Source organism: Micromonospora sp. DT178 (genome assembly GCF_049841695.1).
In the GTDB taxonomy this organism is placed as follows: domain Bacteria; phylum Actinomycetota; class Actinomycetes; order Mycobacteriales; family Micromonosporaceae; genus Micromonospora.
Genome location: NZ_JBNCKV010000001.1, coordinates 386,359 through 409,087 on the forward strand (window position 1 = coordinate 386,359; position 22,729 = coordinate 409,087).

At 73.5% G+C, this 22,729-nt stretch carries 17 protein-coding genes; 8 read left to right on the top strand and 9 right to left on the bottom strand.

Annotated features, from left to right (window positions below; all coding sequences use genetic code 11):
• Window positions 1-39 precede the first annotated feature (39 nt).
• The 3 genes from ACLQ22_RS01890 to ACLQ22_RS01900 all read left to right on the top strand — a co-directional run bounded on the left by ACLQ22_RS01890 (window position 40) and on the right by ACLQ22_RS01900 (window position 2,771).
• Entirely contained in the window at window positions 40-753 is a 714-nt protein-coding gene (locus ACLQ22_RS01890; protein WP_425690760.1) for a DUF4245 domain-containing protein, read from the top strand.
• A 111-nt stretch (window positions 754-864) separates the two neighbouring features.
• Window positions 865-1,671, top strand: a complete 807-nt coding sequence (locus tag ACLQ22_RS01895; RefSeq protein ID WP_425690761.1) for a hypothetical protein — start codon at window positions 865-867, stop codon at window positions 1,669-1,671.
• A 245-nt stretch (window positions 1,672-1,916) separates the two neighbouring features.
• Window positions 1,917-2,771 carry a hypothetical protein gene (locus tag ACLQ22_RS01900; protein ID WP_121396572.1) on the top strand — a complete coding sequence of 285 codons (855 nt, stop codon included), beginning with the start codon at window positions 1,917-1,919 and terminating at the stop codon, window positions 2,769-2,771.
• A gap of 107 nt (window positions 2,772-2,878) precedes the next feature.
• Here the strand turns inward: ACLQ22_RS01900 and ACLQ22_RS01905 are convergent, their stop codons facing one another.
• Both ACLQ22_RS01905 and xseA read right to left on the bottom strand, forming a co-directional pair.
• Entirely contained in the window at window positions 2,879-3,091 is a 213-nt protein-coding gene (locus ACLQ22_RS01905; protein WP_121396571.1) for an exodeoxyribonuclease VII small subunit, read from the bottom strand.
• Between the two features lie 36 nt (window positions 3,092-3,127).
• A complete protein-coding gene (gene xseA / locus ACLQ22_RS01910) occupies window positions 3,128-4,348 on the bottom strand; it encodes an exodeoxyribonuclease VII large subunit (RefSeq protein ID WP_121396570.1) in 1,221 nt (406 codons plus the stop codon).
• Between the two features lie 315 nt (window positions 4,349-4,663).
• Here xseA and ACLQ22_RS01915 point away from each other — a divergent pair, with 315 nt between their 5' ends.
• Both ACLQ22_RS01915 and ACLQ22_RS01920 read left to right on the top strand, forming a co-directional pair.
• Window positions 4,664-5,653 (top strand): 4-hydroxy-3-methylbut-2-enyl diphosphate reductase, encoded by a 990-nt coding sequence (locus ACLQ22_RS01915; protein ID WP_132233380.1) that lies wholly within the window; start codon window positions 4,664-4,666, stop codon window positions 5,651-5,653.
• Between the two features lie 42 nt (window positions 5,654-5,695).
• On the top strand, window positions 5,696-6,145 hold the full coding sequence (locus ACLQ22_RS01920; protein WP_425690762.1) for a hypothetical protein: 450 nt from the start codon (window positions 5,696-5,698) through the stop codon (window positions 6,143-6,145).
• A gap of 243 nt (window positions 6,146-6,388) precedes the next feature.
• On the opposite strand, the gene ACLQ22_RS01925 is transcribed toward ACLQ22_RS01920, so the two are convergent.
• Together ACLQ22_RS01925 and ACLQ22_RS01930 are read right to left on the bottom strand one after the other, a co-directional pair.
• Window positions 6,389-9,658 (bottom strand): S8 family serine peptidase, encoded by a 3,270-nt coding sequence (locus ACLQ22_RS01925; protein ID WP_425690763.1) that lies wholly within the window; start codon window positions 9,656-9,658, stop codon window positions 6,389-6,391.
• A gap of 162 nt (window positions 9,659-9,820) precedes the next feature.
• Window positions 9,821-10,999 (bottom strand): DNA recombination protein RmuC, encoded by a 1,179-nt coding sequence (locus ACLQ22_RS01930; RefSeq protein ID WP_425690764.1) that lies wholly within the window; start codon window positions 10,997-10,999, stop codon window positions 9,821-9,823.
• A 187-nt stretch (window positions 11,000-11,186) separates the two neighbouring features.
• On the opposite strand from ACLQ22_RS01930, the gene ACLQ22_RS01935 reads away from it, so the two are divergent.
• Together ACLQ22_RS01935 and ACLQ22_RS01940 are read left to right on the top strand one after the other, a co-directional pair.
• Entirely contained in the window at window positions 11,187-12,347 is a 1,161-nt protein-coding gene (locus tag ACLQ22_RS01935; protein WP_425690765.1) for a hypothetical protein, read from the top strand.
• Between the two features lie 267 nt (window positions 12,348-12,614).
• Window positions 12,615-13,397 carry a hypothetical protein gene (locus tag ACLQ22_RS01940; protein WP_425690766.1) on the top strand — a complete coding sequence of 261 codons (783 nt, stop codon included), beginning with the start codon at window positions 12,615-12,617 and terminating at the stop codon, window positions 13,395-13,397.
• 98 nt (window positions 13,398-13,495) lie between these two features.
• Here ACLQ22_RS01940 and ppc read toward each other — a convergent pair whose 3' ends face one another.
• Window positions 13,496-16,282, bottom strand: coding sequence for a phosphoenolpyruvate carboxylase (gene ppc / locus ACLQ22_RS01945; protein WP_425690767.1), 2,787 nt, complete (start codon window positions 16,280-16,282; stop codon window positions 13,496-13,498).
• Window positions 16,283-16,411: 129 nt separating this feature from the next.
• Complete coding sequence (locus ACLQ22_RS01950) at window positions 16,412-17,449, bottom strand: hypothetical protein (protein ID WP_425690768.1); 1,038 nt, start codon at window positions 17,447-17,449, stop codon at window positions 16,412-16,414.
• 195 nt (window positions 17,450-17,644) lie between these two features.
• Between ACLQ22_RS01950 and ACLQ22_RS01955 the strand changes: the two genes are divergently transcribed.
• Entirely contained in the window at window positions 17,645-18,685 is a 1,041-nt protein-coding gene (locus ACLQ22_RS01955) for a S66 family peptidase (protein ID WP_425690769.1), read from the top strand.
• Window positions 18,686-18,891: 206 nt separating this feature from the next.
• On the opposite strand, the gene ACLQ22_RS01960 is transcribed toward ACLQ22_RS01955, so the two are convergent.
• From ACLQ22_RS01960 to ACLQ22_RS01970, 3 genes are all read right to left on the bottom strand, one after another.
• Entirely contained in the window at window positions 18,892-19,803 is a 912-nt protein-coding gene (locus ACLQ22_RS01960; RefSeq protein ID WP_425690770.1) for a DUF559 domain-containing protein, read from the bottom strand.
• Between the two features lie 471 nt (window positions 19,804-20,274).
• Window positions 20,275-21,201 (bottom strand): cyclase family protein, encoded by a 927-nt coding sequence (locus ACLQ22_RS01965; protein WP_425690771.1) that lies wholly within the window; start codon window positions 21,199-21,201, stop codon window positions 20,275-20,277.
• 591 nt (window positions 21,202-21,792) lie between these two features.
• A complete protein-coding gene (locus tag ACLQ22_RS01970; RefSeq protein WP_425690772.1) occupies window positions 21,793-22,695 on the bottom strand; it encodes a helix-turn-helix domain-containing protein in 903 nt (300 codons plus the stop codon).
• Window positions 22,696-22,729: the final 34 nt, after the last annotated feature.

Here is a 22,729-nt window from a genome sequence, read left to right on the forward strand (position 1 = left end):
CCCGGATACGGCCGGTCGGGCGGCTGCGAAGATGGTGGGGTGGAAGCCGCACAGCCTGCCGATCGCGTACCCGCCGACTCGACGCCGCCGGACGGCCAGCCGCCGGTCGCCCCGAGCCGGGCCGCCGCCGTACCGGAGGGGGAGCCGGCGCTGGTCGAACCCGCCGGCGCCCCCGGGGCGGCCCCGCCCGATGGCGGGGCGGAGACGGGCGAGCAGCCCGCGCCGCCGCCCGGGATCGACACCCGCAAGTCGGAGCGCTCGCCGAAGGACATGGCGATCTCGCTGCTCGTGCTGCTGATCCCGATCGCCCTGCTGCTGGCCTTCTACCGGGGGTTCCTCGGCGGCGACCAGCCGACGACCGTCGACCCGGCGCCCGCCCTCGAATCGGCGCGGGCCGCCAACGCCTTCCCGGTCAGCGAGCCGGCGGAGCTGGGCGACGGCTGGCGCACGGTCAGCGCGAAATTCCAGACCGTCGAGGGTGGGTCGAGCCTCCGGCTCGGCTATCTCACGCCGGAGGGGCGGGCCGCCCAGATGGTGCAGAGCAGCGTGCCGCCGGAGCGGCTGCTGCCGACCGAGCTGACCGCCGAGGGACAGCCGCAGGGCCAGACGGACCTGGGCGGGCGCACCTGGCAGCGGTACACCGCCCGGGGCAACGAGCAGGCGCTGGTCCTGCTCGAACCGAACCGGACCGTGATCGTGGTCGGCGACGCCCGGGACAACGAGCTGCGACACCTGGCCACCGCGATCCGGTAGGCGGCCGGAAACCGCCCCCCGAGTGTCGGTCGGATCGGCTACGCTGCCCCGGCTCACTGCCCGGTGGCTGAAGTCCGCCGGGTGCTTACCGTTTTACGAAGAGAGACAACTGTGAACATTCGACGGTGGAGCGTCGGCGTGCTCGCCGCCACCCTGCTCGTTCCCGGCCTGGCCGCCTGCAAGTCGGACGGTCCCGCGCCGGCCGACGCGGGCTCGGCAACGTCGGCCGTGCCCGCCGACCCGAAGGAGGCGCTGCTCGCCTCCACCAAGGAGATCGAGAAGGGCAACTTCACCTTCACCCTGGCCGGTGACGGACTGAGCGGCAAGGGCCTGGTCCACAAGCCCAGCAACAGCGCCCAGTTCTCCATGAAGTTCGACGACGGCTCCGGCACGTCGATGGGCATGGAGCTGATCTTCATCCAGCCGGACAGCTGGGTGATGCTCGACCTCGGCGAGCTGGGCGCCATGATTCCGGGCGCGGACAAGATGAAGGGCAAGTACCAGCACCTCGACCAGTCCAAGGTCAAGGGCGCCGGTGAGCTCAGCCGCTACATGGAGGAGGTCGACCCGGCCGGCAGCGCAGCGCTGACCAAGGGCATCACCGAGGTGCAGAAGACCGCCGAGGGCAGCTACGCCGGCAAGCTCGACGCGTCCGCCGCGACCGAGTCCTCCGCCCTGGACGCCGACACGGTCAAGGCCCTCGGCGCGCAGGCCAAGGCGCTGCCCTTCACCGCCAAGGTGGACGCGGAGGGCCGGCTCACCGAGCTGGTCATCTCGGTGCCGGGCGCCGGCGAGACCAAGGCGCACGACATCAAGGTCACGTACGCGGACTACGGCAACGCCACCGCCGCGCAGAAGCCGCCGGCCGACAAGGTGGTCGAGGCGTCCCCCGAGACGTACGAGATGTTCAAGAAGTAGCACCGGCACGACGGAAACGGGGCGGCCTCGGCCGCCCCGTTTCCGCGTTCCGGGGTCACCCGTCCGGGGCAACCGGACATCCCGGTGATTGTGCGACGCGGCGACAGGGAACAGGAGTGGGGCGGACCCGGACCGGTCGCCCCGGCAGCCGGCCTCAGGGGGTTCGCGCGGCGCAGCCGACGTGGTGCGCCGCCCGGTTTCCGGCCGCCGCCAGGTGCGTCGGGTGACCCACGTGGGAGACACGTATGACTGTTCGACGCCTGAGCGCCGGCCTGGTGGCCGCCGCCCTGTTCACTCCCGGTCTGGCCGCCTGCAACGCCTCCGGGACCCCGACGGCGGGCTCGTCCGCCTCCCCGTCCGTCTCGGCCTCCGGTACGCCCGCGGCCTCCGGCAGCGCGGCCCCGGCGTCCGGTGACGCCAAGCAGGCGCTGCTGGCCTCCACCCGTGAGATCAGCAACGGCAACTTCCGGTTCACCATGTCCGGCGTCGGCTCGACGGCCGAGGGACGGGTGCACGAGCCGACCCAGAGCGCCGAGATGCGGGTGACGATCGGCAAGCCGACCGACGACCTGTTCATGAAGCTCGACCTCGTCCACTACAAGCCCGACAGCTGGGTGAAGGTCGAACTCGGCGGCACGACCGCCAGCAGCGTGCCGGGAGTGCAGAAGCTCAACCTCGGCAAGTACCAGCACCTGGACCAGACCCGGATCAAGGGCAACCGCAACCTCGGCTTCGACTTCGACAAGGTCGACCCCGCCGGCAGCGAGGTGCTGACGCAGGGCATCACGGAGGTGCGTCAGACGGGCGAGGGCGCGTACGCCGGCACGATCGACGTGTCGAAGGCGGCGGAGGCGGGCTCGGTGGACCCGACGGTGATCACGGCCCTCGGGGCGCAGGCCAAGTCGGTGCCGTTCACCGCGAAGCTCGACCCGCAGGGCCGGCTCAGCGAGATGGTCATCCAGATCCCGGCCGCCGGCCAGACCAAGGCGCAGGACATCCGGATCACGTACTCGGACTACGGCAGCGCCACCGCCGCCCAGAAGCCGCCGGCCGACCAGGTCGTGGAGGCCCCGGCGGAGCTCTACAACCTCTTCAACTGACCCACCCCGCCCCCGCCTCGTGGATCACGCAGTTGTGGTGGGTGACACAAGGTGCAAACTGCCCTGTATCGCCCACCACAACTCCATGATCGACGCGCGGGGGTGGGTCAGGAGGCGGGGTCCTGGCGGGCGGCGTCGATGCGGGCGCGGGCGCCGTCGAGCCAGCGCTGGCAGGTGTCGGCGAGCTTCTCGCCGCGCTCCCAGAGCGCCAGTGACTCCTCCAGCGTCGTACCGCCGGTCTCCAGCCGCTCGACCACCGACGCCAGCTCGGCGCGGGCCTGCTCGTAGCTGAGCCGTTCGTCCTTCTTCTCGTCAGTCATCGCGGCCATCCCACCACATCGTGATCCCGTCCCCGCTCAGCCGTCGACCGTCGCGGCCAGCTCGCCGTCGGCGAGGCGTACCCGGAGCGGGTCGCCCTTGCCGACCTCGGACGCCGCGCGCACAACATGGCCGTCGGCGCGCTGGACGATCGCGTAGCCCCGGTCGAGGGTCGCGGCGGGGGAGAGGGCGCGCAGCCGGGCCAGGGTGTGCCGCAGGTCGTCGTCGGCGGCGGCGAGCCGGTGGTCCAGGCAGCGCCCGGCCCGCTGGCGCAGCCCGGTCAGGTCGGCGAGCCGCTGGTCGACCATCACCTGCGGGCGGGCCAGCACCGGTCGGGAGCGCAGGCCGTCGAGCCGGTGCGACTCGCGGTCCACCAGGTTGCGCACCGCGCGTTCGAGGCGGTGCCGGGCCTGCCGGATGACGCGCACCTCCTCGGTGAGGTCCGGAACCACGCGCTTGGCGGCGTCGGTCGGCGTCGACGCACGTACGTCGGCGACGTAGTCGACCAGCGGCGCGTCGGTCTCGTGGCCGATCGCGCTGACCACCGGAGTGCGGCAGGCGAAGACGGCCCGGCAGAGCGCCTCGTCGGAGAAGGGCAGCAGGTCCTCGATGCCGCCCCCGCCCCGGGCGATGACGATCACGTCGACGGTCGGGTCGGCGTCCAGCACCTTGAGGGCGTCGACGATCTGCGGCACGGCGCTCGGCCCCTGCACGGCCACGTTCACCGTGCGGAACTCCACCGCCGGCCAGCGCCGGCGGGCGTTGGTCAGCACGTCGCGCTCGGCGGCCGAGGCGCGGCCCGTGATCAGCCCGACCCGGTTGGGCAGGAACGGCGGCCGGCGCTTGCGCGCCCGGTCGAACAGCCCCTCGGCCGCGAGCAGCTTCTTCAGCTTCTCCAGCCGGGCCAGCAGCTCGCCGAGGCCGACCTGCCGGATCTCGTCGGCGCGCAGGCTCAGCGTGCCCCGGGCGGCGTAGAACTCCGGCTTGGCGTGCAGCACCACCCGGGCGCCCTCGCGCAGCTCGGGCGCGCCGACGTCCAGCACGTCCCGGTTGGTGGTGACCGTCAGGCTCAGGTCGGCCGACGGGTCCCGCAGCGTGAGGAAGACGGTGCTGGCGCCGGGCCGGCGGCTGATCTGCGCCACCTGCCCGTCCACCCACACCCAGCCCAGCCGGGCGATCCAGGCGCCGACCTTCTGGCTGACCACCCGGACCGGCCACGGCTCCTCGGACGTGCTCCGCCCCACCTCGCCTGTGCTCACCGGCCCACCCTACGGCCCGCCCCGCGCGAGCGACCCGGCGTGGCCGGGCCGGCGGGCGCGGCTCGGCGGGGCGGGCGGCGCCCGGTCGGCACCGGCGCGGCGGCGGCGGGCGGGCGGGCCGGCGTGCCGGTGCCCCGCGCGAGGGCATGATGGGATCAGGATCACCCTGGGCGCGTCGGTGCCGGAAAGGGCCTTCCGGAGGTGCGCCGGTGGCCGCGCGCGCCGCCGGTGCGCCCGTTCCGGCAGGCCACGGCCGGCGCCGTGGTGGCGGTCGCGTCCCGTGTCGCCCTCGGGAGCGGCACGTACGATGGGCGGGTGACTCAGGCTGAAGTGACGTCCCGGACCGGCAAGCGCGTGATCCTGGCCAAGCCCCGCGGCTACTGCGCGGGCGTGGACCGCGCGGTGCAGACCGTGGAGGAGGCACTCAAGCTCTACGGCGCCCCGATCTACGTACGCAAGCAGATCGTGCACAACAAGCACGTCGTGCAGACCCTGGAGGCCCAGGGCGCGATCTTCGTGGAGGAGAACGAGGAGGTGCCGGAGGGCGCCACCGTCATCTTCTCCGCGCACGGGGTGGCCCCGGAGGTCTACGAGCAGGCCCGGACCCGCTCGCTGCGGGCGATCGACGCGACCTGCCCGCTGGTCACCAAGGTGCACCAGGAGGCGAAGCGGTTCGCCGCCGAGGACTACGACATCCTGCTGATCGGCCACGAGGGGCACGAGGAGGTCATCGGCACCTCCGGCGAGGCCCCCGAGCACATCCAGCTCGTGGACGGCCCGGAGGACGCCGACCGGATCACCGTCCGCGACCCGAACAAGGTGGTCTGGCTCTCCCAGACCACCCTCTCGGTCGACGAGACGCTGGAGACGGTGGCCCGGCTCAAGAAGCGGCTGCCGATGCTCCAGTCGCCGCCCAGCGACGACATCTGCTACGCCACCTCCAACCGGCAGCACGTGGTCAAGGAGATCGCGCCCGAGTGCGACGTGATGATCGTCGTCGGCTCGGCCAACTCCTCCAACTCCGTACGCCTCGTCGAGGTCGCCCTGGACGCCGGGGCGCGCGCCGGTCACCTCGTCGACTTCGCGCACGAGATCGACGACGCGTGGCTGGAAGGGGCGCGTACGGTCGGCCTGACCTCGGGTGCCAGCGTTCCCGACCAGCTCGTCCAGGAGGTGCTCGCCCACCTCGCCGCGCGGGGCTTCACCGACGTCGACGAGGTGGTGACCGCCAACGAGCGGCTGACCTTCTCGCTGCCGCAGGAGCTCAAGCGGGACATGAAGGCCGCCGCCGCGGCCCGCGGCTGACCGGCGGGAACGGCACGCGGCCCCGCTGCGTCAGACACGGGTATGAGGACTCTTCGGCTCGCCGTCTCCGCGCTGGCCGTCTGCGTGGCGCTGAGCGCCTGCGGCGGGCAGGACGGTACCGGCGACACCCCCACCCCGACCCCGACGGGAGCGCAGCCGGTGACCAGCCCGCCCAGCCCTGATCCGAGCATCCCCACGCCGACCCCCGGCGACCCGGTGGACCCGACGGGGCCGGCCCTGCCGCCGCCCACGCGGCCCACCGGGGGGCCGACGAAGACGCCGCCGGCCGGCGGCACCACCCTGACCGGGACCGTCACCTCCGGGGTGGAGCCCAACTGCCTGCTGCTCGACAACTACCTGCTGATCGGCGGCCCGCGCGACCTGCTGAAGGCGGGCGCGAAGGTCACGGTCACCGGCCGGGTCCAGCGCGACCTGCTCACGACCTGCCAGCAGGGCACGCCCTTCCTGGTCGAGACCGCCCGCCGCGGCTGACGGGAGGGGCCGGAGCCCGTCCGCGTCGGGACGCCCCGAGATCGCCCGCCACGACTGACCGGAGGGGCCGGAGCCCGTCCACTCGCGGTCGCGTCGGGACACCCCGAGCCCGTGCGTCGCGGGACATCCCCGAGCCCGTCTTAGCCGGACGTCCCGAGCCTGTGCGTCGCGACGGAAGTCGCCGGAACGGGCGGAGCCCGCCCCCGGATGGGGACGGGCTCCGGTGTTCCGGTGCGGGACGGGTCAGTTCACGGTGCCGATGGAGACGGCACCGCGGCCGACGACCGCGCCCTCGGTGGTCACCACGGACAGCTCACCGAAGAGCGCCCGACCGGCGACCGGGGTGGACTGGGCGGTCACCGTACCGGTGAGGGTGGCGGTGGCGCCGTGGGCCAGGTTGAGCGGGGTGGCGGGCGCCGAGAGGCTGCCCAGCGCCGCCGCGGAGAACGAGTCCCGGTAGTCGTAGGCGGTGCTGCCACCGGCCCCGTCCACCGCGTAACCCTCGACGACCACCCGGTAGGTGCCCGCCGGCGGGTTGTTGATGGTCACGGCCTCCTCGGAGTCGCCGTCGGCGGCCCGACCGACCTCCGCGGCGCCGCGGAAGACGTAGAGGTCGAGGTCGGCCGCGGCGCTGGCCGGGTTGCCGATCCGGGCGGTGAAGCGGGTCGCGCCCGCCGGCACCTCCACGGTGTACTCCTGCGACGCGCCCTCGGCGATGGTCGGCCGCTCAGCGTGGACGCTGGAGAGCGGGCCGCCCTGGCCGGTCACCGCGACCGGGCCGAAGGTGTTGGTCAGCGACCAGGTCACCGGGGTCGCCGCACCGGCGGTGACCGACGGCAGCTCGACCACGGCCGGCTCGACCGCGACACCCTGCACCCGCGCCGTGAGCTGGAACGGGTTGTTCAGCGACGGCGAGGTCCGACGGGACTCCACCTCGATCTCCCAGACCCCGGCGATCGGGTTCTGGTAGTCGCGCTCCTGCGGCTTGCAGGCGTTGACGTCGGAGAAGTTGGTGTAGCAGGCGAGGCTGGAGGTGCTCTCCACCGGGACGCCGTACGGGTTGAAGGCGATGAACCGGGTCTGCGAACCGGTGGCGATGCCGGAGAGGTTCACCTGGAGGGCGCCCGTGCCCGGCGGAACCGTCACGAAGTACGAGGTGAAGCCGTTCCGGTCGACCGAGCCCTCGGCCGAGAAGGAGAAGTTCGGCTTCTTCACGTCGTTCGAGGCGACGACGACGGTGGAGACCTCGAAGTCGATAACCGAGGTGGCCGGGTCGTCGATCGTCATGATCGCGCCGTGCGCGCCGGCGGTGGCGGGCTTGGCGGTGACCGAGACGGTGACGGTCTTGTTCAGCGGGAGCGAGACGGTCTTCGGCGCCTTGAAGGTGCCGTCGTTGCCGAGCAGACCCACGTTGTGCTTCACGGTGCCGGCCGGCCCGCTGGTGCGGGTGACCTTGACCTGGTAGCTCTTCGACTGGCCGATCCGCTGCCCACCGTCGGTGGAGGCGCACCGGTTGTAGAGGCCGGTGCCCCGGTTCGGGGTGCCCAGCTGACCGGACAGGACGGTGCAGACCGGGGCCTCGGAGGTGTAGGAGCGCGTCTCCACGCCCTTACGCAGCAGCTTCCACGCGCCCGGCACGTTGAACATGCCGTAGCCCTGGCCGTACGTCGGAACGTCCGCGATCGGCTTGGCCGAGGTGTAGATCGCCCGGCGCAGCGCGGCCGGGGTGACGCCCTTGTCGGTCGCCTTGGCGGCCGACAGCAGCAGCGCGGCGGCGCCGGCGGCCTGCGGGGAGGCCATCGAGGTGCCGTTCAGCATCGCGTAGCCCGGGGGCAGCGCGTAGCCGGCCTCGGGGACCGCGTTGCCGGGCTGCCAGGTCGGGGCGGTGGAGATGGCCGAGCCGGGGGCGGCGATGTTCGGCTTGATGCCGCCGTCCTCGCGCGGGCCGCGGGAGGAGAAGTTGAACAGCGCGTTCTTCTTCTTCACCGCAGAGCCGTAGTTGGCCAGCCAGGTGTCCTTGCTGATGCTCGCCGCGACGCTGACCACATTGGCGGCCACCGACGGGTCGCCGATGGTGTTCAGGCCCGGGCCGGAGTTGCCGGCCGAGATGAACATCTGCACGCCGTAGGTGGTGATCAGGTTGTTGTAGAGCTCGGCGCGGGCGTTGTTGCCGTCGTTCAGCGCCGGCAGGCCGCCGATCGACATGTTGACCACGTCGACCTTGCGGTTGATCACCAGGTCGGCCATGCCGGTGGTGAGGGCGGCGTACGTGCAGCCGCCACCCCAGGAGCAGGCGCGGGCCGAGACGAGCTTGGCACCGGGCGCGGCACCGTCGAAGGCGCCGTTGCCGAGCATGTCGTTGGCGGCGGTGATGCCGGCGACGTGGGTGCCGTGGGTGCTCTCGACGATGCCGATGTTGACGTAGTCCACCAGGCCGGGACCGCCGATGGGGGCGGTGTCCACGTCCTCGCGGTACTCGACCACGAACGGGATCCGCTCGACCACCGGGGTGGCCGCGTTGTCGGTGCCGAAGTAGCCGACGTCGAACTTCTCCTTGTACGGCCGCATCACGGCGTCGTCGGTGAAGTTGTTGTTCTGGTTGGCGTCCACCCAGATGTTGTGGGTGGCCGGGTCGTACAGGATGCCGAACGTGTCGGTCCGGTCGCCGTCGCGGTTGACGTCACCGGCCGGGTCGCTGGCGGCCGTGATCGACTCGCTGAACCGGTTGAACCGGTAGGTGCCCGCCGGGGCCGTCCAGGTCGCGCCGCCGGAGGTGAACGTCGGACCGGTCACCTCGGTGAGCATGGGGCGCCAGGTGGCGTCCTCGAACGGGTCCGTCGCGGTGACCCAGTCGACGATCTTCCGCTCGCCCGTGGTGGTCTTCTGCAGCGCCGGGTGACCGAGGTCCACACCGGAGTCCATGATGCCGATCGTGACGCCGCGGCCGTCCCACTGGGGGTTCTTCGCCACGAAGTCGACGGCGCCGATCTCGTTCGTCGGCATGTAGGGGTTGGCGGCCGGGGTGTCGGCCCCCGGGCCGGGCAGCGTCGCCGCCTGCTTCGCCGCCTTCTTGCCGGAGGGGGCGACCTCGGGCGTCGGGTCGGGCAGCTGGATGGTCTCGTCCAGGTCGACGGCGGAGACGCCGGGCAGCGTGGCCGCCTTGACCACCTTGGCGGTGGGGACCTTGGCCAGGACGTAGCCGATGCTGTCGTACCGCTCGGTGACGGCGGCGCCGAGGTTCTTGAGGTCGGCGGCGACGTCCTTCGCCTCGCCCTTCTTGGTGGCCACGATCAGCGTGACGGTCGGGGCCTTCTTCGCCTCCGCCTCGGCGAGCAGCTTGGCGTCGTGCGAGCCCAGAGCCTCCACCGGGGTGGCCTGGGACGCGTCGGGTGCGGCGGTGGGCGCGGCGCTCGCCGTGGCGGCACCGCCAGCCACGGTCACGGCGCTGGCCGCCACGACCGACGCGAAGAGCGCGGCGGATGTCCGCCGGCTCAGGTTTCGGGGTTTGCTCACGTTCTCTTTCCTCCAGAGAACAGGGCCCTCAGATACAGGGCACGCGTGAGGCGAATCCTTCGCGCTGCCGCTGGTCACTGTCACTACCGCCGAGTTCGTTGTGACCACTTCGTGACATGGGTGGTCGTCCATTGTCACATCGGCGGTGATAGGTATCGGTCGTCAGTCCAGTGTCGACCGTCCGGTCGGCGGCCCGGCATCGGCGTTTTCGAGCAGCTCCGGGGCCTGCGGCTGACGGGGCGCCAGCTCGATCTGCGCGGGCGCGGCCAGCTCCTGGTCCGAGACCCCCAGCTCGGCGAGCTTGCGGGCGCTGACCAGCACGCGCGCCTCCAGCGACCCCACGGCCCGGTTGTACGCGGTCACCGCGCCGCCGAGCGACGAGCCGAGCTTGCCGACGTGCTCGCCCAGGGTCGACAGTCGCCCGTAGAGCTCCCGGGCCAGCGAGTGCACCGCGACCGCGTTGCGCGCCAGCGCCTCCTGCCGCCACGAGTAGGCGACCGTACGCAGCAGCGCGACCAGGGTGGCCGGGGTCGCCAGCACCACGTTGCGGGCGAACGCGTGCTCCAGCAGCGTCGGGTCGCGTTGCAGCGCGACATCGAGGAACGGGTCGGCCGGCACGAAGAGCACCACGAACTCCGGCGCGCTGTCGAACGCGGCCCAGTAGGTCTTGGCGGCCAGCGCGTCGACGTGCCCCCGCAGGTGCTTCGCGTGCGCGTCGAGGTGCGTGTCGCGGCCCCGCTCGTCGCGGGCCTCCATCGCCGTCAGGTAGGCGTCGAACGGCGCCTTGGCGTCCACCACCACCGACCGGCCGCCGTGCAGCCGGACCACCAGGTCGGGACGGACTCCCTGGTGGTCGGTGGCGGCGGTGACCTGCTCGGAGAAGTCGCAGTGCTCCAGCATGCCGGCCGCCTCGACGATCCGGCGCAACTGGTGCTCGCCCCAGCGGCCCCGCACCTGGGGTGCGCGCAGCGCGGCCACCAGCTGCTTCGTCTCGGTGCGCAGCTCGCCCGAGACCGTGCTCATCGCCCGGACCTGCTCGCGCAGTTCGGCGTACGCGTCGACCCGGTCGTGCTCCAGCTCGGCGACCCGCTGCTCGTAGCGGCGCAGCGTGTCGTGCAGCGGGGCGACGGCGCGGGCCACCGCCTCCTGGGACTGCGCGGTGGCCTCGTAGCTGAGCGCCCGCATGGACTGTTCGAGTCGCCCCTCGCCCTCCCGGGTGGCCCGCAGCGTGGCGTCCAGCCGGGCGATTTCGGTCGCCGAGCGGTTCCGGGCGGCGTACCAGCCCGCCGCGCCCCCGGCGGCGAGGCAGACGATCACCACGGCCAGCGTCGAGAAGTCCACCCCCCGGAGCTTGCCAGACCGGCGCGCCGCGCGCCGCCGTGCCGCTCTCGCCGCACCCGCCGCCTTTGTCGCGGATGGACGTTGTGGCCGATCGTGCCGAGCAGCGTGGCGAGGTGGGGCCGTTCCGGGGCAGACAGGAGGCGGGGACATGGCCCAGAGTGACGACAGGGCCTCGGAGGGAGACGGCATGGTTGGTCGGCTGCGTCCCGTACGGACACTCGTCGCGGTGGCGGCGGGAGTGCTCCTCGTTGGCCTCGCCGCTCCGGGCACGGCGGTCGCCGCGCCGCCCGACGGCGCCGTCGGCTGGCGGGACCTCGGCACGCTGGGCGGCGACTGGAGCGTCCCCGTCGGGCTCACCGACTCCGGGCTGGTCCTCGGCAACAGCCAGACCGCCGACGGCCGCATCCACGCGTTCGTGTGGCGGGACGGGACCCTGACCGACCTCGGCACGCTGGGCACGGACAGCCACGGGGCCGCCGTCAATGAGCGGGGCGTGGCGGTCGGCACCACCACCCTGGCCGACGGGCGGACCAGGCCGTTCCGGTGGCGCGACGGCGTCATGACCGACCTCTCCGCCGTCCACGGGCCGTCCTCGGCCGTCGGCGTCAACGACCGCGGCGAGGTGATCGGCACCAGATACACCGACGACAGCGGCCAGTACGGCAAGGCGTTCCGCTGGCGGAACGGGATCAGCACCGACCTGCCCGGTCGCGGTGGCGACACCCTCGCGGCGGCGATCAACGACCGCGGTGACGTCGTCGGCTTCACCAACAGCGCGGACGGGACCTCCACCGAGGCGGCGCTGTGGCGCGACGGCAGGCTGGTCCGGCTGACGCCGCCGGCCGGTGCGGCCAGCATGGCCACCGGCATCAACGACCGGGGCCAGGTGGTCGGCACCATGCGGGTCGACGGCTCGGGATGGCACGCCTTCCTGTGGCACGACGGTGTCTTCACCGACCTCGGCACCCTCGGCGGCACCGACAGCCACCCGGTGGGCATCAACCGGCGCGGGCAGGTCGCCGGCAGCGCGCAGACCCCGACGGACCTGCGCGCCGTGCGGTGGCACCACGGCGCCGTCACCGGTCTGGGCACGCTCGGCGGCTCGTACAGCCAGGCCATGGCGATCAACGACGCCGGCACCGTGGTCGGCGAGGCGACGGTCGCCGGCGGCGCGAAGCACGGCGTGGCCTGGGCGCGGGGCCGCAGCGTCGACCTCGGCCCGCTGGATCTCGGCCGCTCGGGCGGCCGGGTGGGCTTCGTCAACGACCGGGGGCTCGTCGCCGGCCACCTGGCCCCCACGGGCGGCGACGTGCACGCCGTCGTGTGGGACCTCGGCTGGCGACCCTAGCCCGGCCCCCGGCCGCCCCACCCCCGGGTCCCGCCGGGCCGCCGGCCGTCCCACCCCGGGTCCCGCCGGGCCGCCGGCCGTCCCACCCCGGGTCCCGCCGGGCCGCTGCCGGTCCCGCCGGGCCGCGCCGGTCCCGCCGGGCTACCCCGGTCCCGCCCGGGCCGCCGCAGCCCTGCGCGACCCGTCCCGGGCTCGCCTCCGATCGCCGCCGCCGGGCTGCGTCCATCGGAGGCGTGACGCTGGCCTGGCCTGGGTAACGTCGCAGACATGAGATATCTGCCGCTGCTCATCCTCGTGGTGCTGCTGGTGGGTGCGGTCGTCTGGTGGCGCCGGGAGAGCGCCGCCCGGGAGGCCCGGCGCCTCGCCGACGTACGGGCCGACGCCCAGCGCTGGTACGAGCGGCTCGGCGGTCAGGTGATGAACCTGCACGGCGACCACCCGGCCGTGCGCCAGGCGCTGGTCGACGCCGGGGAGCGTTACAACGCGGCCGGCAGCCAGCTGGAGCAGGCCCGCAGCGTCGAGCAGTACCGCCTGGCCCGGGAGACCGCGCTGGAGGGGCTGACCTACGCCCGGGCGGCCCGGGTGGCACTCGGCATCGATCCCGGCCCCGAGCTGCCCCCGCTGGCCGCCGCGCAGGGCGCCGGGCAGCTCACCCGGGAGCGTCAGGTCGACGTGCAGGGGCAGACCTTCAAGGCCGGCCCACAGCCCGGCCGCGACACCCCCTACTACTACCCGGGCGGGCGCTACCAGGGCCGGCCGGTGCCGGCGGGCTGGTACTCCACCCCTTGGTGGAAGACCGCGCTGGGCGCCGGCGCGGGTGTCCTCGGCGGCGTGCTGATCGCCGACGCGCTCTTCTCGCCCGGCTTCGCCGATCCCGGGTACGGCTACGAGGCCGGCTACCAGGAGGGCTTCGGAGACGCCACCGGCTACGGCGAGCAGGGCGGTGAGGCCGGCGGCGACGTCGGGGGCGGTGACATGGGCGGCTTCGGCGGTGGCGACTTCGGTGGCGGTGACTTCGGCGGTGGCGATTTCGGCGGCGGTGACTGGTAGGGCCGACGTCGACGACCGCCCCGGCCGGGTTCGCCGGTGGTGTCCGTAAGGGCCCCTTCCCGCGCAGGAAGCGTCGGGAAGGGGCCCTTACGTACCCCTCAGCCCGTGTTGCGCATGCCGGCGGCGATGCCGTTGACCGTGGTCAGCAGCGCCCGCTCCAGCGCCGTACCGTCGCTCGGCGCCCGTCGGCCGCCCGGTGCGGTGGCCACCGCGCGGCCCGCCGCCCCGGACTCCCGGTACTGGCGCAGCAGCGCCACCTGGAGGTGGTGCAGCGGCTCCAGGTACGTGTCGCGGACGGCCAGGGTGCGCTGGAGCACCGGCGAGTTCTCCAGCAGGGCCGGCGAGGAGGTCACCGCCAGCACCTCCCGCTTGGTCAGCTCGTACTCCTGCTCGATCTGGTGGAAGATCGGGTGCAGCTTCTTCGGCACCAGCGTCTCGACGTAGCGGCGGGCGATGCTCAGGTCGGTCTTGGTGAGCATCATCTCGACGTTCGACAGGAACGTGCGGAAGAAGTGCCAGTTGCGGTGCATCTCGGCCAGCACGTCCTCCAGCCCCGCCTCGCGGGCCGCGGCCAGGCCGGAGCCGACCCCGAACCAGCCGGGCACGATCTGCCGGGTCTGGGTCCAGCCGAACACCCACGGGATGGCGCGCAGCCCGGCGAGCCCGGCCCCGGTGTTCGGCCGCTTCGCCGGCCGGGAGCCGATGTTCAGCGCGCCGAGCAGCTCCGTCGGCGTCGACGCCCAGAAGTACGCGGGCAGGTCCGGATCCTCGACCAGCGACCGGTACGACCGGAAGGCCGAGTCGGAGACCAGCTCCATCGTGGCGTCCCAGCGTTCCAGCATCTCGGCGGGCTGCCGGGGCGCGGTGTGCAGCAGGGTGGCCTGGAGCACCGCGGCCAGCGTCAGCTCCAGATTCTCCCGCGCCAGCGACGGCAGGGAGTACTTGTCGGAGATGACCTCGCCCTGCTCGGTGACCTTGATCGCGCCGTCCAGGGTGCCGTACGGCTGGGCCAGGATCGCCTCGTGCGTGGGCCCGCCGCCGCGACCCACTGTGCCGCCGCGACCGTGGAAGAGCCGCAGGTGTACGCCGTGCCGGGCCGCGACGTCGCGCAGCGCGCGCTGGGCCCGGTGGATGGACCACTGGCTGGTGGTGATGCCGGCCTCCTTGTTGGAGTCGGAGTAGCCCAGCATCACCTCCTGCACGTCGCCCCGCGCCGCCACCAGGGCCCGGTACGCCGGCAGCGAGAGCAGCTCGTCGAGCAGTTCGCCGCCCGTGTTCAGCTCGGCCGGGGTCTCCAGCAGCGGCACGAAGCCGATCCGGGACCGGCCGCTGTGCACGTCGATCAGGCCGGCCTCGCGGGCCAGCACCACCGCGGCGAGCACGTCGTCGACCCCGAGCGTCATCGACACGATGTACGACTCGATGACCTCGTTGCCGAACCGGTCCTGCGCCTCGCGGATGGTGCCGAACACGTCGAACGTCTTGCGGGTCGCCTCGGTCAGCGGGGTGTCCAGCGTGGAGAGCGGCCGGCGACCGGTCAGCTCGTCGGCGAGCAGCTTCGTCCGCTCCAGCCGGCTCAGCGACGGGTAGTCGGAGACCTCGCCGACGGCCGCGTAGAGCTGGGCGAGCACCGCGTGGTGCGCCTCGGCGTGCTCCCGGACGTCCATGGTCGCCAGGTGCAGCCCGAACGCGGAGACCGTACGGATGGTGGAGGCGAGCCGGCCCACGGCGGTGAGCTGGCCGGCGTTGCGGGCCAGCGAGGCGCGCAGCAGCTCCAGGTCGGCGACCAGCTCGGCGGAGCCGCGGTAGTCCCGCCCGGGCACGTGCGCGGTGCCCTGGCGCAGCCGCTGCCGGGTGTTGGCCAGCTTCGCCTTCACGCAGCGGGCCTTGAGCCGGTACGGCTCCTCGGCGTTGACCCGGCGGAACCGGGCCGCCACCTCGGGCAGCGCGTCCAGGTCGGCGGCGAGGCTGGCGGAGAGGTCGAGCGACACCCCGCGCAGCCGCCGGGACACGGACACCTCGTCGATCAGGTGGTCCATCGCCTTCTCGGTGGCCGCGATGCCGTGCTCGTGCTGGATCGTCAGCACCTCGCGGGTCACGGCCGGGGTGACGAACGGGTTGCCGTCGCGGTCGCCGCCGATCCAGGTGCCGAAGGACAACGGACGGGCGGTCGGGGAGGTCTCCACGCCGAGGGCGCGCAGCGTGTCGGCGAGGTCGTCGAGGACCTGCGGGGCGGCCTCGGCGTACAGGTCGCGCAGGTAGTAGATGGCGTTGCGGGCCTCGTCGGTCGGGTCCGGCCGGTCTAGCCGCAGCTCGTCGGTCTGCCACATCAGGTCGAGCAGTTCCGCGAGGCGGCGGTTGGCGGGGCCCTCGTCGCTGGCGCCGTAGAGGATCGCGTTCGCGGTCTCGGTGTCCAGCTCGTCGGCGATGGCGCGCAGCTTGGACAGGATCGACCGGCGGGCCGCCTCGGTCGGGTGGGCGGTGAAGACGGGCCGTACCGCCAGCCGCCGGGCCGCCGCGGCGATCTCCTCGGCCGGCACCCCACGCTCGGCGATCATCTTGGCCGCCTGGTCCAGCCAGCCGCCCTGCACCGCCCGGCGGCGTCGCAGCTCCCGGGCCCGGTGCACCTGCTCGGTGATGTTGGCGAGGTGGAAGTAGGTGGAGAAGGCGCGGGCCAGCTTGGTGCCGGTGGTGACGTCCAGGCCGGCGAGGCGCTGCGCGGCGGTGGGCGCGTCGGAACGCACCTGGGCGCGGATCTCCTCGACGAGGTCGAGCAGCGGCCGACCCTCCTGGCGGGCGAGGGTCTGCCCGAGCAGGGTGCCGAGGCGGCGGATGTCGGCCCGCAGGGCGGCGTCGGGGCCGTCGTGGTCGTGCTGGTCGGTCACGATGCGCTCCTTACGCGAGTACGAAGGACAGCGCTGTCCGACTTCCTGGATCGTATCCGCGTCCCCCGTCGGGAAGGAGGGGGACCCTTGCAATCGCCCGGGGTACGGCAGGTGGCCCTTCCTCGCGTCTCAGCCGGCGCCGGGCACGTCTTGGCTGGTGGGGGCGGGTGCGGTGCGGCGGGTGGCCCGGCGGCGGGCGTGGAACGGCGTGGCGCTGAGCACACCCGCCACGCCCAGCGCCGTCCAGATGGTGAGCCCGGCGACCGGCCAGCCCGTCGACCGACGGTCGAAGTAGACGACGGACTTCAGCAGGTCGGTGGCGAGCCCCGGCACGTTCCACCGGTGCATGCCGCGCAGCCAGGTGGGGAGGAACTCGGGGGCGTAGATGCCGCCGGAACCGGGGTTGCCGAGCACGACCAGCAGCAGGATCACCAGCCCGGTGCCGAACAGCCCCAGCCAGCCCTGCACCGCCGAGGCGATCATCGCCGCCGCGAGGACGGCCAGCGCCCCGCTCGCGGCGATGCCGGCCAGGTCGTGGTCCCACACGTCCAGGACGGGCCCGACCACGACCGCGCCGACGACCCCGAGCACCAGGCTGTAGATGGCGAGCGCGGCGATGCGCAGACCGGCGCGGCGCAGGCTGCGCGGGGCCGTGCCGTTGCCCAGGCCGAGCACGGTGGCGGCGAGGTACCCGCCCAGCACGTACCCGACGGCCAGGTAGAACGGCACGAGCCCGCGCGGGTCGGTCGACGCCACCGGCACCTCGTCGGTGACGCGCAACGGCATCTCCGCCTGCCGGGCGGCGGTGCCGAGCACCTCGACGACGACGTCGGTCGCGGCCGGCGCGGCGGCGCTGGCGGTGGTCAGGACCAGCCCGCCCTCGGCCGTGGTGGTGAGCACCCCGTACACCTCGCGGCTGAGCAGGCCGTCGTCGGCGGCCGCCGGGTCGGCGTACCCGACTGCTTCGAGGGTGCCGGTCTGGTTCCGTACGGCGCCGAGGAGGGCCTGCGCCTTCTGATCCCCGCGCACCACCCCCACCGGCACGTCGCGCGGCGTGGGCCGGTGCAGCGCGCCGACGTACGCGGTGATGAACGCCGTGGCGAGCACCAGGGTGCCGAGCAGCAGCGCGGCGGTACGCGGCAGCCTGTCGCGTATGTCCTGGTCCACGCCGTCAGCCTAGGGCGGCCCGTGCCCGGTGACTGGCGTTTCGCGGCCCGCGCGGGGAAGGCGCCCGACGTCCCCCCGCCCAGGACGCCGGCTTCTCGATCAAGTTCGGCGATCCCCGGCCCGGCAGGCACCCGCCAGGTGGTCTGTGGGCCGGCGATTGGGAAAACCGGTTCCGCCGGTCGGTAGCGTCCGGTCATGACGTCGCCGAACTATCCCCCCAAGCCCCGACCGGGAGACCGGGTCGCGGTCGTCTCGCCCTCCGCCGGCCTGCCGGCCCTCTTCCCCCACGTGTACGAGCTGGGGCTGCGCCGGCTGCGCGAGGAGTTCGGCCTGGAACCGGTGGAGTACCCGACGACCCGGGTGCTCGGCGCCGACCCGCGCGACCGGGCGCGGGACCTGACCGCCGCCTTCGCCGACCCGACGATCACCGCCGTGCTCGCCACGGTGGGCGGGGACGACCTGATCACGGTCACCCCGCACCTGGACGACGACGTGCTGCGGGCCAACCCGAAGCCGTACTTCGGCTACTCCGACAACACGAACGTGCTCAACCACCTGTACCGGCTGGGCATCGTGTCGTACCACGGCGGGTCGGTGCTGGTGCACCTCGGCCGGTCGGGCAGCCCGCACCCGCTGACCTTCGACTCGCTGCGCGCGGCCCTCTTCACCTCCGGCTGGTACGACCTCACGCCCGCACCGGAGTGGGGCGACCGGCCGAACGACTGGCGGGACCCGGCGACGCTGGCCGACGAGCCGGAGATGCTCCCGGGCGAGGGCTGGCGCTGGCAGGGGCCGTCGACGGTGGTCGAGGGGCGTACCTGGGGCGGCAACCTGGAGATCCTGCACTGGCTGCTGGCCGCCGACCGGGTACCCGCCGCCGGGGAACTGGCCGGGTCGGTGCTGATGGTCGAGACCTCCGAGGAACTGCCCCCGGCCACCGAGGTGTTCCGGATCCTGCGCAACCTGGGGGAGCGGGGACTGCTCGCCGGCTTCCCGGCGGTCCTCGTCGGCCGGCCGAAGGCGTGGGACTTCGAACGACCGCACAGCCCCGACGAGCGGCGGGACTGGGCGGACGCGCAGCGGGAGGCGGTCACCCGGGCACTCGCCGCCTACCGCCCCGACGCGGTGGTGGTCTTCGACGTCGACCTCGGTCACACCGACCCGCAGCTGATCGTCCCGTACGGCGGCGAGGTCCGGATCGACGCGACAACCCGACACATCTCAGTCCGCTACTGACCCACCCCTCCTGCGAGAGCGCCCCGCCTTCCCGCCCGGGTGCCCGCTTGCGCTGGCGGCGGTGACGCGCGGGCGTGCTTGCGCCCTTGCGCGCAAGCGCCTCGCCGCGCTGCCCTAGCGCGGGCACCCGGTGATCAGGACGCCATGGACGTAACCCGGCCGTTTTAGGGTCCATGGCGTCCTGATCACCGTTGGCTGGGGCGTGATCAGTTGTGGCGTTCGTGGATTGCGTCAGTGACCAGGCGGACAATCCGGGTGGGATGCCGCAGTACGTCGTCCGCCGTGAAGCGCAGCACCAACCAGCCCGCCGCACGCAGGGCGTTGAGCCGAGCCACATCGCGCTGGAAGTGGGGGCGCTCCCGGTGGTGGTCACCCTCGTACTCGATGGCGATCTTCCACCCTGGGTAGGCGAGGTCGACGCGGCCGAGAAGGATCCGTCCACGCTGTGCGTGGACGCCATACACGTCATGCTGTGCGGTCAGGAGCGGCAGACCTGCGTCGTGCAGGACGAGCCGGAGCCGGGTCTCCATCGGGGACTCGCTCAGCGGCTCGGCCAGCGTGAGCACCTCGCGCAGTTGGGCGGTGCCGGGCCAGCCGTTGTGCGTGTCCAGGTAGCTGCCCAACGCGGGAAGCTTGACCACCCGTCGATGCAGCAGCGCGTCCACCGCGACCAGCGCTTCCGTCCGGGGCAGCTGCCGCCCGAGGTCGAAGGTCGTGCGGACGCCGGTGGTGACCGGCAAGCCGGCGAACCGGGTGATCTCCCGGGCGGAGAGGGACCTCTGGTCGACCGACACACGTTGGGTGGAGCGTCGGCGGGCCGCCCCCGGAAGCGTGACGAAGACGGGGCTCGCGCGTGGCAGGAGGTCCACGCCCCACAGGAATGCCGCGCTGAGACCGCTGATGGCGGCCCCCGCCGGCAGGGTCAGGGCTACGGCGTCGCACCACATCCGGTGGTCGTTCTCACGGTAGCCGTCGACGTGGACATAGATGTCGGGCAGCAGCCGGCGCCAGGACGGCCCACGAAGCATCCGCCACGTGATCAGGTCGGCGGCGACGGCCCGACTGCCGGAGAACGGGAGGAACGCCAACCGGCTGGGGATGCGTGGTGCCCGTGGCATTGCGACAGCTTGCCGTCACGGGCCGCTCGCGCGCTGCCCCGAAGCTCGCGGCGGCTCCCTGCGGTCGCGGCACGGCGCGGTAGCGAGGCCCGGCGGCCGCAGGCGCTGCCCCGTTTGTGCTGCCAGCCGAGGGCCGCAGCCGGGGCCGCCAAGCGGAGTCGCGCCGGCCGGCTCGCACCCGGATGGGATCGCCAAGACGGTGGCGCCAGCCGGGGTCGCGCTAGCCGGAGTCGCGCCGGCCGGCTCGCCCGGGCGGGATCGCCAAGGCGGTCGCGCCAGCCGGGGTCGCGCCAAGGGGGTCGCGCCAGCCGGGGTCGTGCCAGCCGGGGTCGCGCCAAGGGGGTCGCGGCAGCCGGGTTGCGGCAGGCGGAGTCGCGCCAAGGGGGTTGCGCCAGCCGGGTTGCGGCAGGCGGAGTCGCGCGAAGTGGGTCGCGCCAGCCGGAGGTTCGGGTGCTGGAGCCCGGTGGTCGATCAGGCGGCGTCGAGCACGGCGAAGGCGCGGACGGGAAAGGTACCCATGCCGGCCACCATCGGCGGGGCGGCCGTGAACCGGAAGCCGGTCGGGGGCAGCGCGTCGAGCCCGGTCAGGTGTTCCACGATCGGGATGCCGGCGGCCAGCAGGGCGCTGTGCGCCGGCCGCTCGCCGGCCGCCGCCGGGGTCATGTCGTCGATGTTGACCGAGTCGATGCCGACCAGGGCGGCGCCCGCGTCGACCAGGGCCCGGGCGCCGTCCCCGGTGAGGTAGGGCGCCTCCGGCGCGCCGTACCGGTCCGTGCCGAAGTGTGTCGACCAACCCGTGTGCAGCAGCACCGCGTGCCCGGCGACGTCGTACGGGGCCAGCAGCAGCCGGTCCACCGCGCGGGTGCCGGCCGGCACCCGGACCACGACGGCGGGCAGGTCGGCGAGGCGGTCCAGCGGGGTGGCGGCGAGGTCGGCGCCCCCGGCGAAGCGGTGGGCGGGCGTGTCCAGGTACGTGCCCGTGTTGGCGATCATGTCGATCCGCCCCACCTGGAACTCGGTGCCGGGGGCGTAGTTGGCCCGGGACGCCTCCCGGGTCAGCCACTCGGTGATCCGCGGCGCCGGCCAGCCCGGCAGGGTCGTCATGCCGTCGGTGACCACGTGGCTCAGCTCGATCAGCCGTCGCCGGGAACTGCCGTCCGCACCTGCCCCGGCGGCCACACCCCGGCCGCCCTTGTGTGGCTCCTCGACGATCGTCCGGCCGGTGATCCGCACCTCGGCCACCATCAGCAGCCCGAGGTGCCGGACGAACAGCGCCGCCAGCTCGTCGTCGGTGATGTCGCGGCCGGGGATGTCCAGGCGGAACCCGTCCGTCCGCAGCCCGCCGCCGTTGGCGAAGGTGACCTCCGCGTCGAACTGTGCCCGCCACTGGTCGCCCATCAGCGCAGCCGATCACGGCCGACCGTCCCCGTCAAGATCCTTCGATCGGGCCGCCCCGCGCCCACCGGAGTGCCGTACAGGGGGGTGCACGGCACCGCCGGTGGGCGGCGACGGCGTTTCGCCGTCGCCGAGGTCGCAGCCGGCTGGAGCTGCGGGCCTCCCCGAACAGGTCCGCGCACCCCGCGACCGCCGATCCGGCGGCTCGATCCCGGCTGACGAATTCCATCTTCGGCCGCCGGGCGGCCCGGGTCTTGAACATCGATGCTCGTTTCACCCCGGCTCAAGGATTCCGGCCCTCGCGCCCCGCCCCACCCCGATCGATCCAGCTCGACGGCCCGCCCCGGCCCGGGATCCTGGCGCGACCCTGGTGAGCTGGGGCGGGATCGACGCTCGCAGGGTGCTGCACGACGCCGACGGCTAGCCGACCTGGTCGGCGTGCGTGCCCGGCAGGCCCACTGGAGCGCCTGATCAACCCGAGGGCCGACACCGAGGACCGGCGCCGAGAGGCGACACGAGGACCGGCGCCGAGGGCCGACACCGAGGGGCGGCACGAGGACACCGGCACGAGGACCGGCACCGAGGGCGGGTGGGTCAGGTCGGCCGGGTGCGGGTGAGGAGACGGCGCAGGTGGGCCGGGGGGTGGCCGAGGTGGTCCCGGACCACCCGGGTGAGGTGAGCCTGGTCGGCGAAGCCGTGCTCCGCCGCCACGGCACGCAGCGGCCGTCCGTCCGCCTCGGCGAGGGTGTCCAGCACCGCCCGGACCCGCAGCCGGTTGCGATAGGCGGTGAGGCTGCTGCCGGTGACCCGGTGGAACACCCGGCTCAGGTGGTGCGGGGAGGCACCCACCTCCCGGGCGACCTCGTCGAGGCCGAGCGAGTAGTCGCCGGCGGTGAGCACCTCACGCGCCCGGTCGGCCAGGCGACGGTGGGCGGCCTGGGTGGCGGGCCGCCGGCCGACCGCGCGTTCGAGGTCGGCCCCCGGCGGTTCGGTACGGGCGTCGGCGAGGCCGAGCACCCCGTCGAGGAAGCGGTGCAGCCGCTCCGCCATCTCGAAGCGGTCCAGTCCCCGCCGGAACTCCGCGATGAGCATCCGGTGTGCCAGGTCGAGCGTCGCGTCGGAGGTGCCCTCCCAGCCGGCGGTCTCCAGCCAGCGGGTCCCGTCCGGCCGCTCGGCCAGCACCGCCGGGTCGACCTCCAGGCAGGTGTACGAGTCGCCGCAGCCCAGCGGGTGGGACACAGACATCTCGTCGCCCGGCCTGGTGAGCAGCACGGAGGTGGCGTCCGAGAACGCCGTACGACCGTTGAGCCGCCGCCGGTACGCCCCCGACCGCCCGAGGATGACCTTGTGGTTCAGCTCCATGGCCGGTGTCGTCCAGCCGTGATTCTCGACGATGCAGCGCACCTCGTAGATGAGGATCCCGTCCGGGTGACCCAGTACCCGCCACCGGGCGGGCGTGGTCTTCCGGCGCGGGTCGCTGCCGATTCCCTCAGGCATCCGTTCTCCCCTCGGGTGGCCCCACGCGGATTGT

Coding starts and splice junctions, on each gene's coding strand:
- ACLQ22_RS01900 (WP_121396572.1), top strand. CDS start 1,917: ATGACTGTTCGACGCCTGAGCGCCGGCCTGGTGGCCGCCGCCCTGTTC.
- ACLQ22_RS01905 (WP_121396571.1), bottom strand. CDS start 3,091: ATGACTGACGAGAAGAAGGACGAACGGCTCAGCTACGAGCAGGCCCGC.
- ACLQ22_RS01920 (WP_425690762.1), top strand. CDS start 5,696: ATGAGGACTCTTCGGCTCGCCGTCTCCGCGCTGGCCGTCTGCGTGGCG.
- ACLQ22_RS01935 (WP_425690765.1), top strand. CDS start 11,187: ATGGTTGGTCGGCTGCGTCCCGTACGGACACTCGTCGCGGTGGCGGCG.
- ACLQ22_RS01940 (WP_425690766.1), top strand. CDS start 12,615: ATGAGATATCTGCCGCTGCTCATCCTCGTGGTGCTGCTGGTGGGTGCG.
- ACLQ22_RS01955 (WP_425690769.1), top strand. CDS start 17,645: ATGACGTCGCCGAACTATCCCCCCAAGCCCCGACCGGGAGACCGGGTC.
- ACLQ22_RS01960 (WP_425690770.1), bottom strand. CDS start 19,803: ATGCCACGGGCACCACGCATCCCCAGCCGGTTGGCGTTCCTCCCGTTC.
- ACLQ22_RS01965 (WP_425690771.1), bottom strand. CDS start 21,201: ATGGGCGACCAGTGGCGGGCACAGTTCGACGCGGAGGTCACCTTCGCC.
- ACLQ22_RS01970 (WP_425690772.1), bottom strand. CDS start 22,695: ATGCCTGAGGGAATCGGCAGCGACCCGCGCCGGAAGACCACGCCCGCC.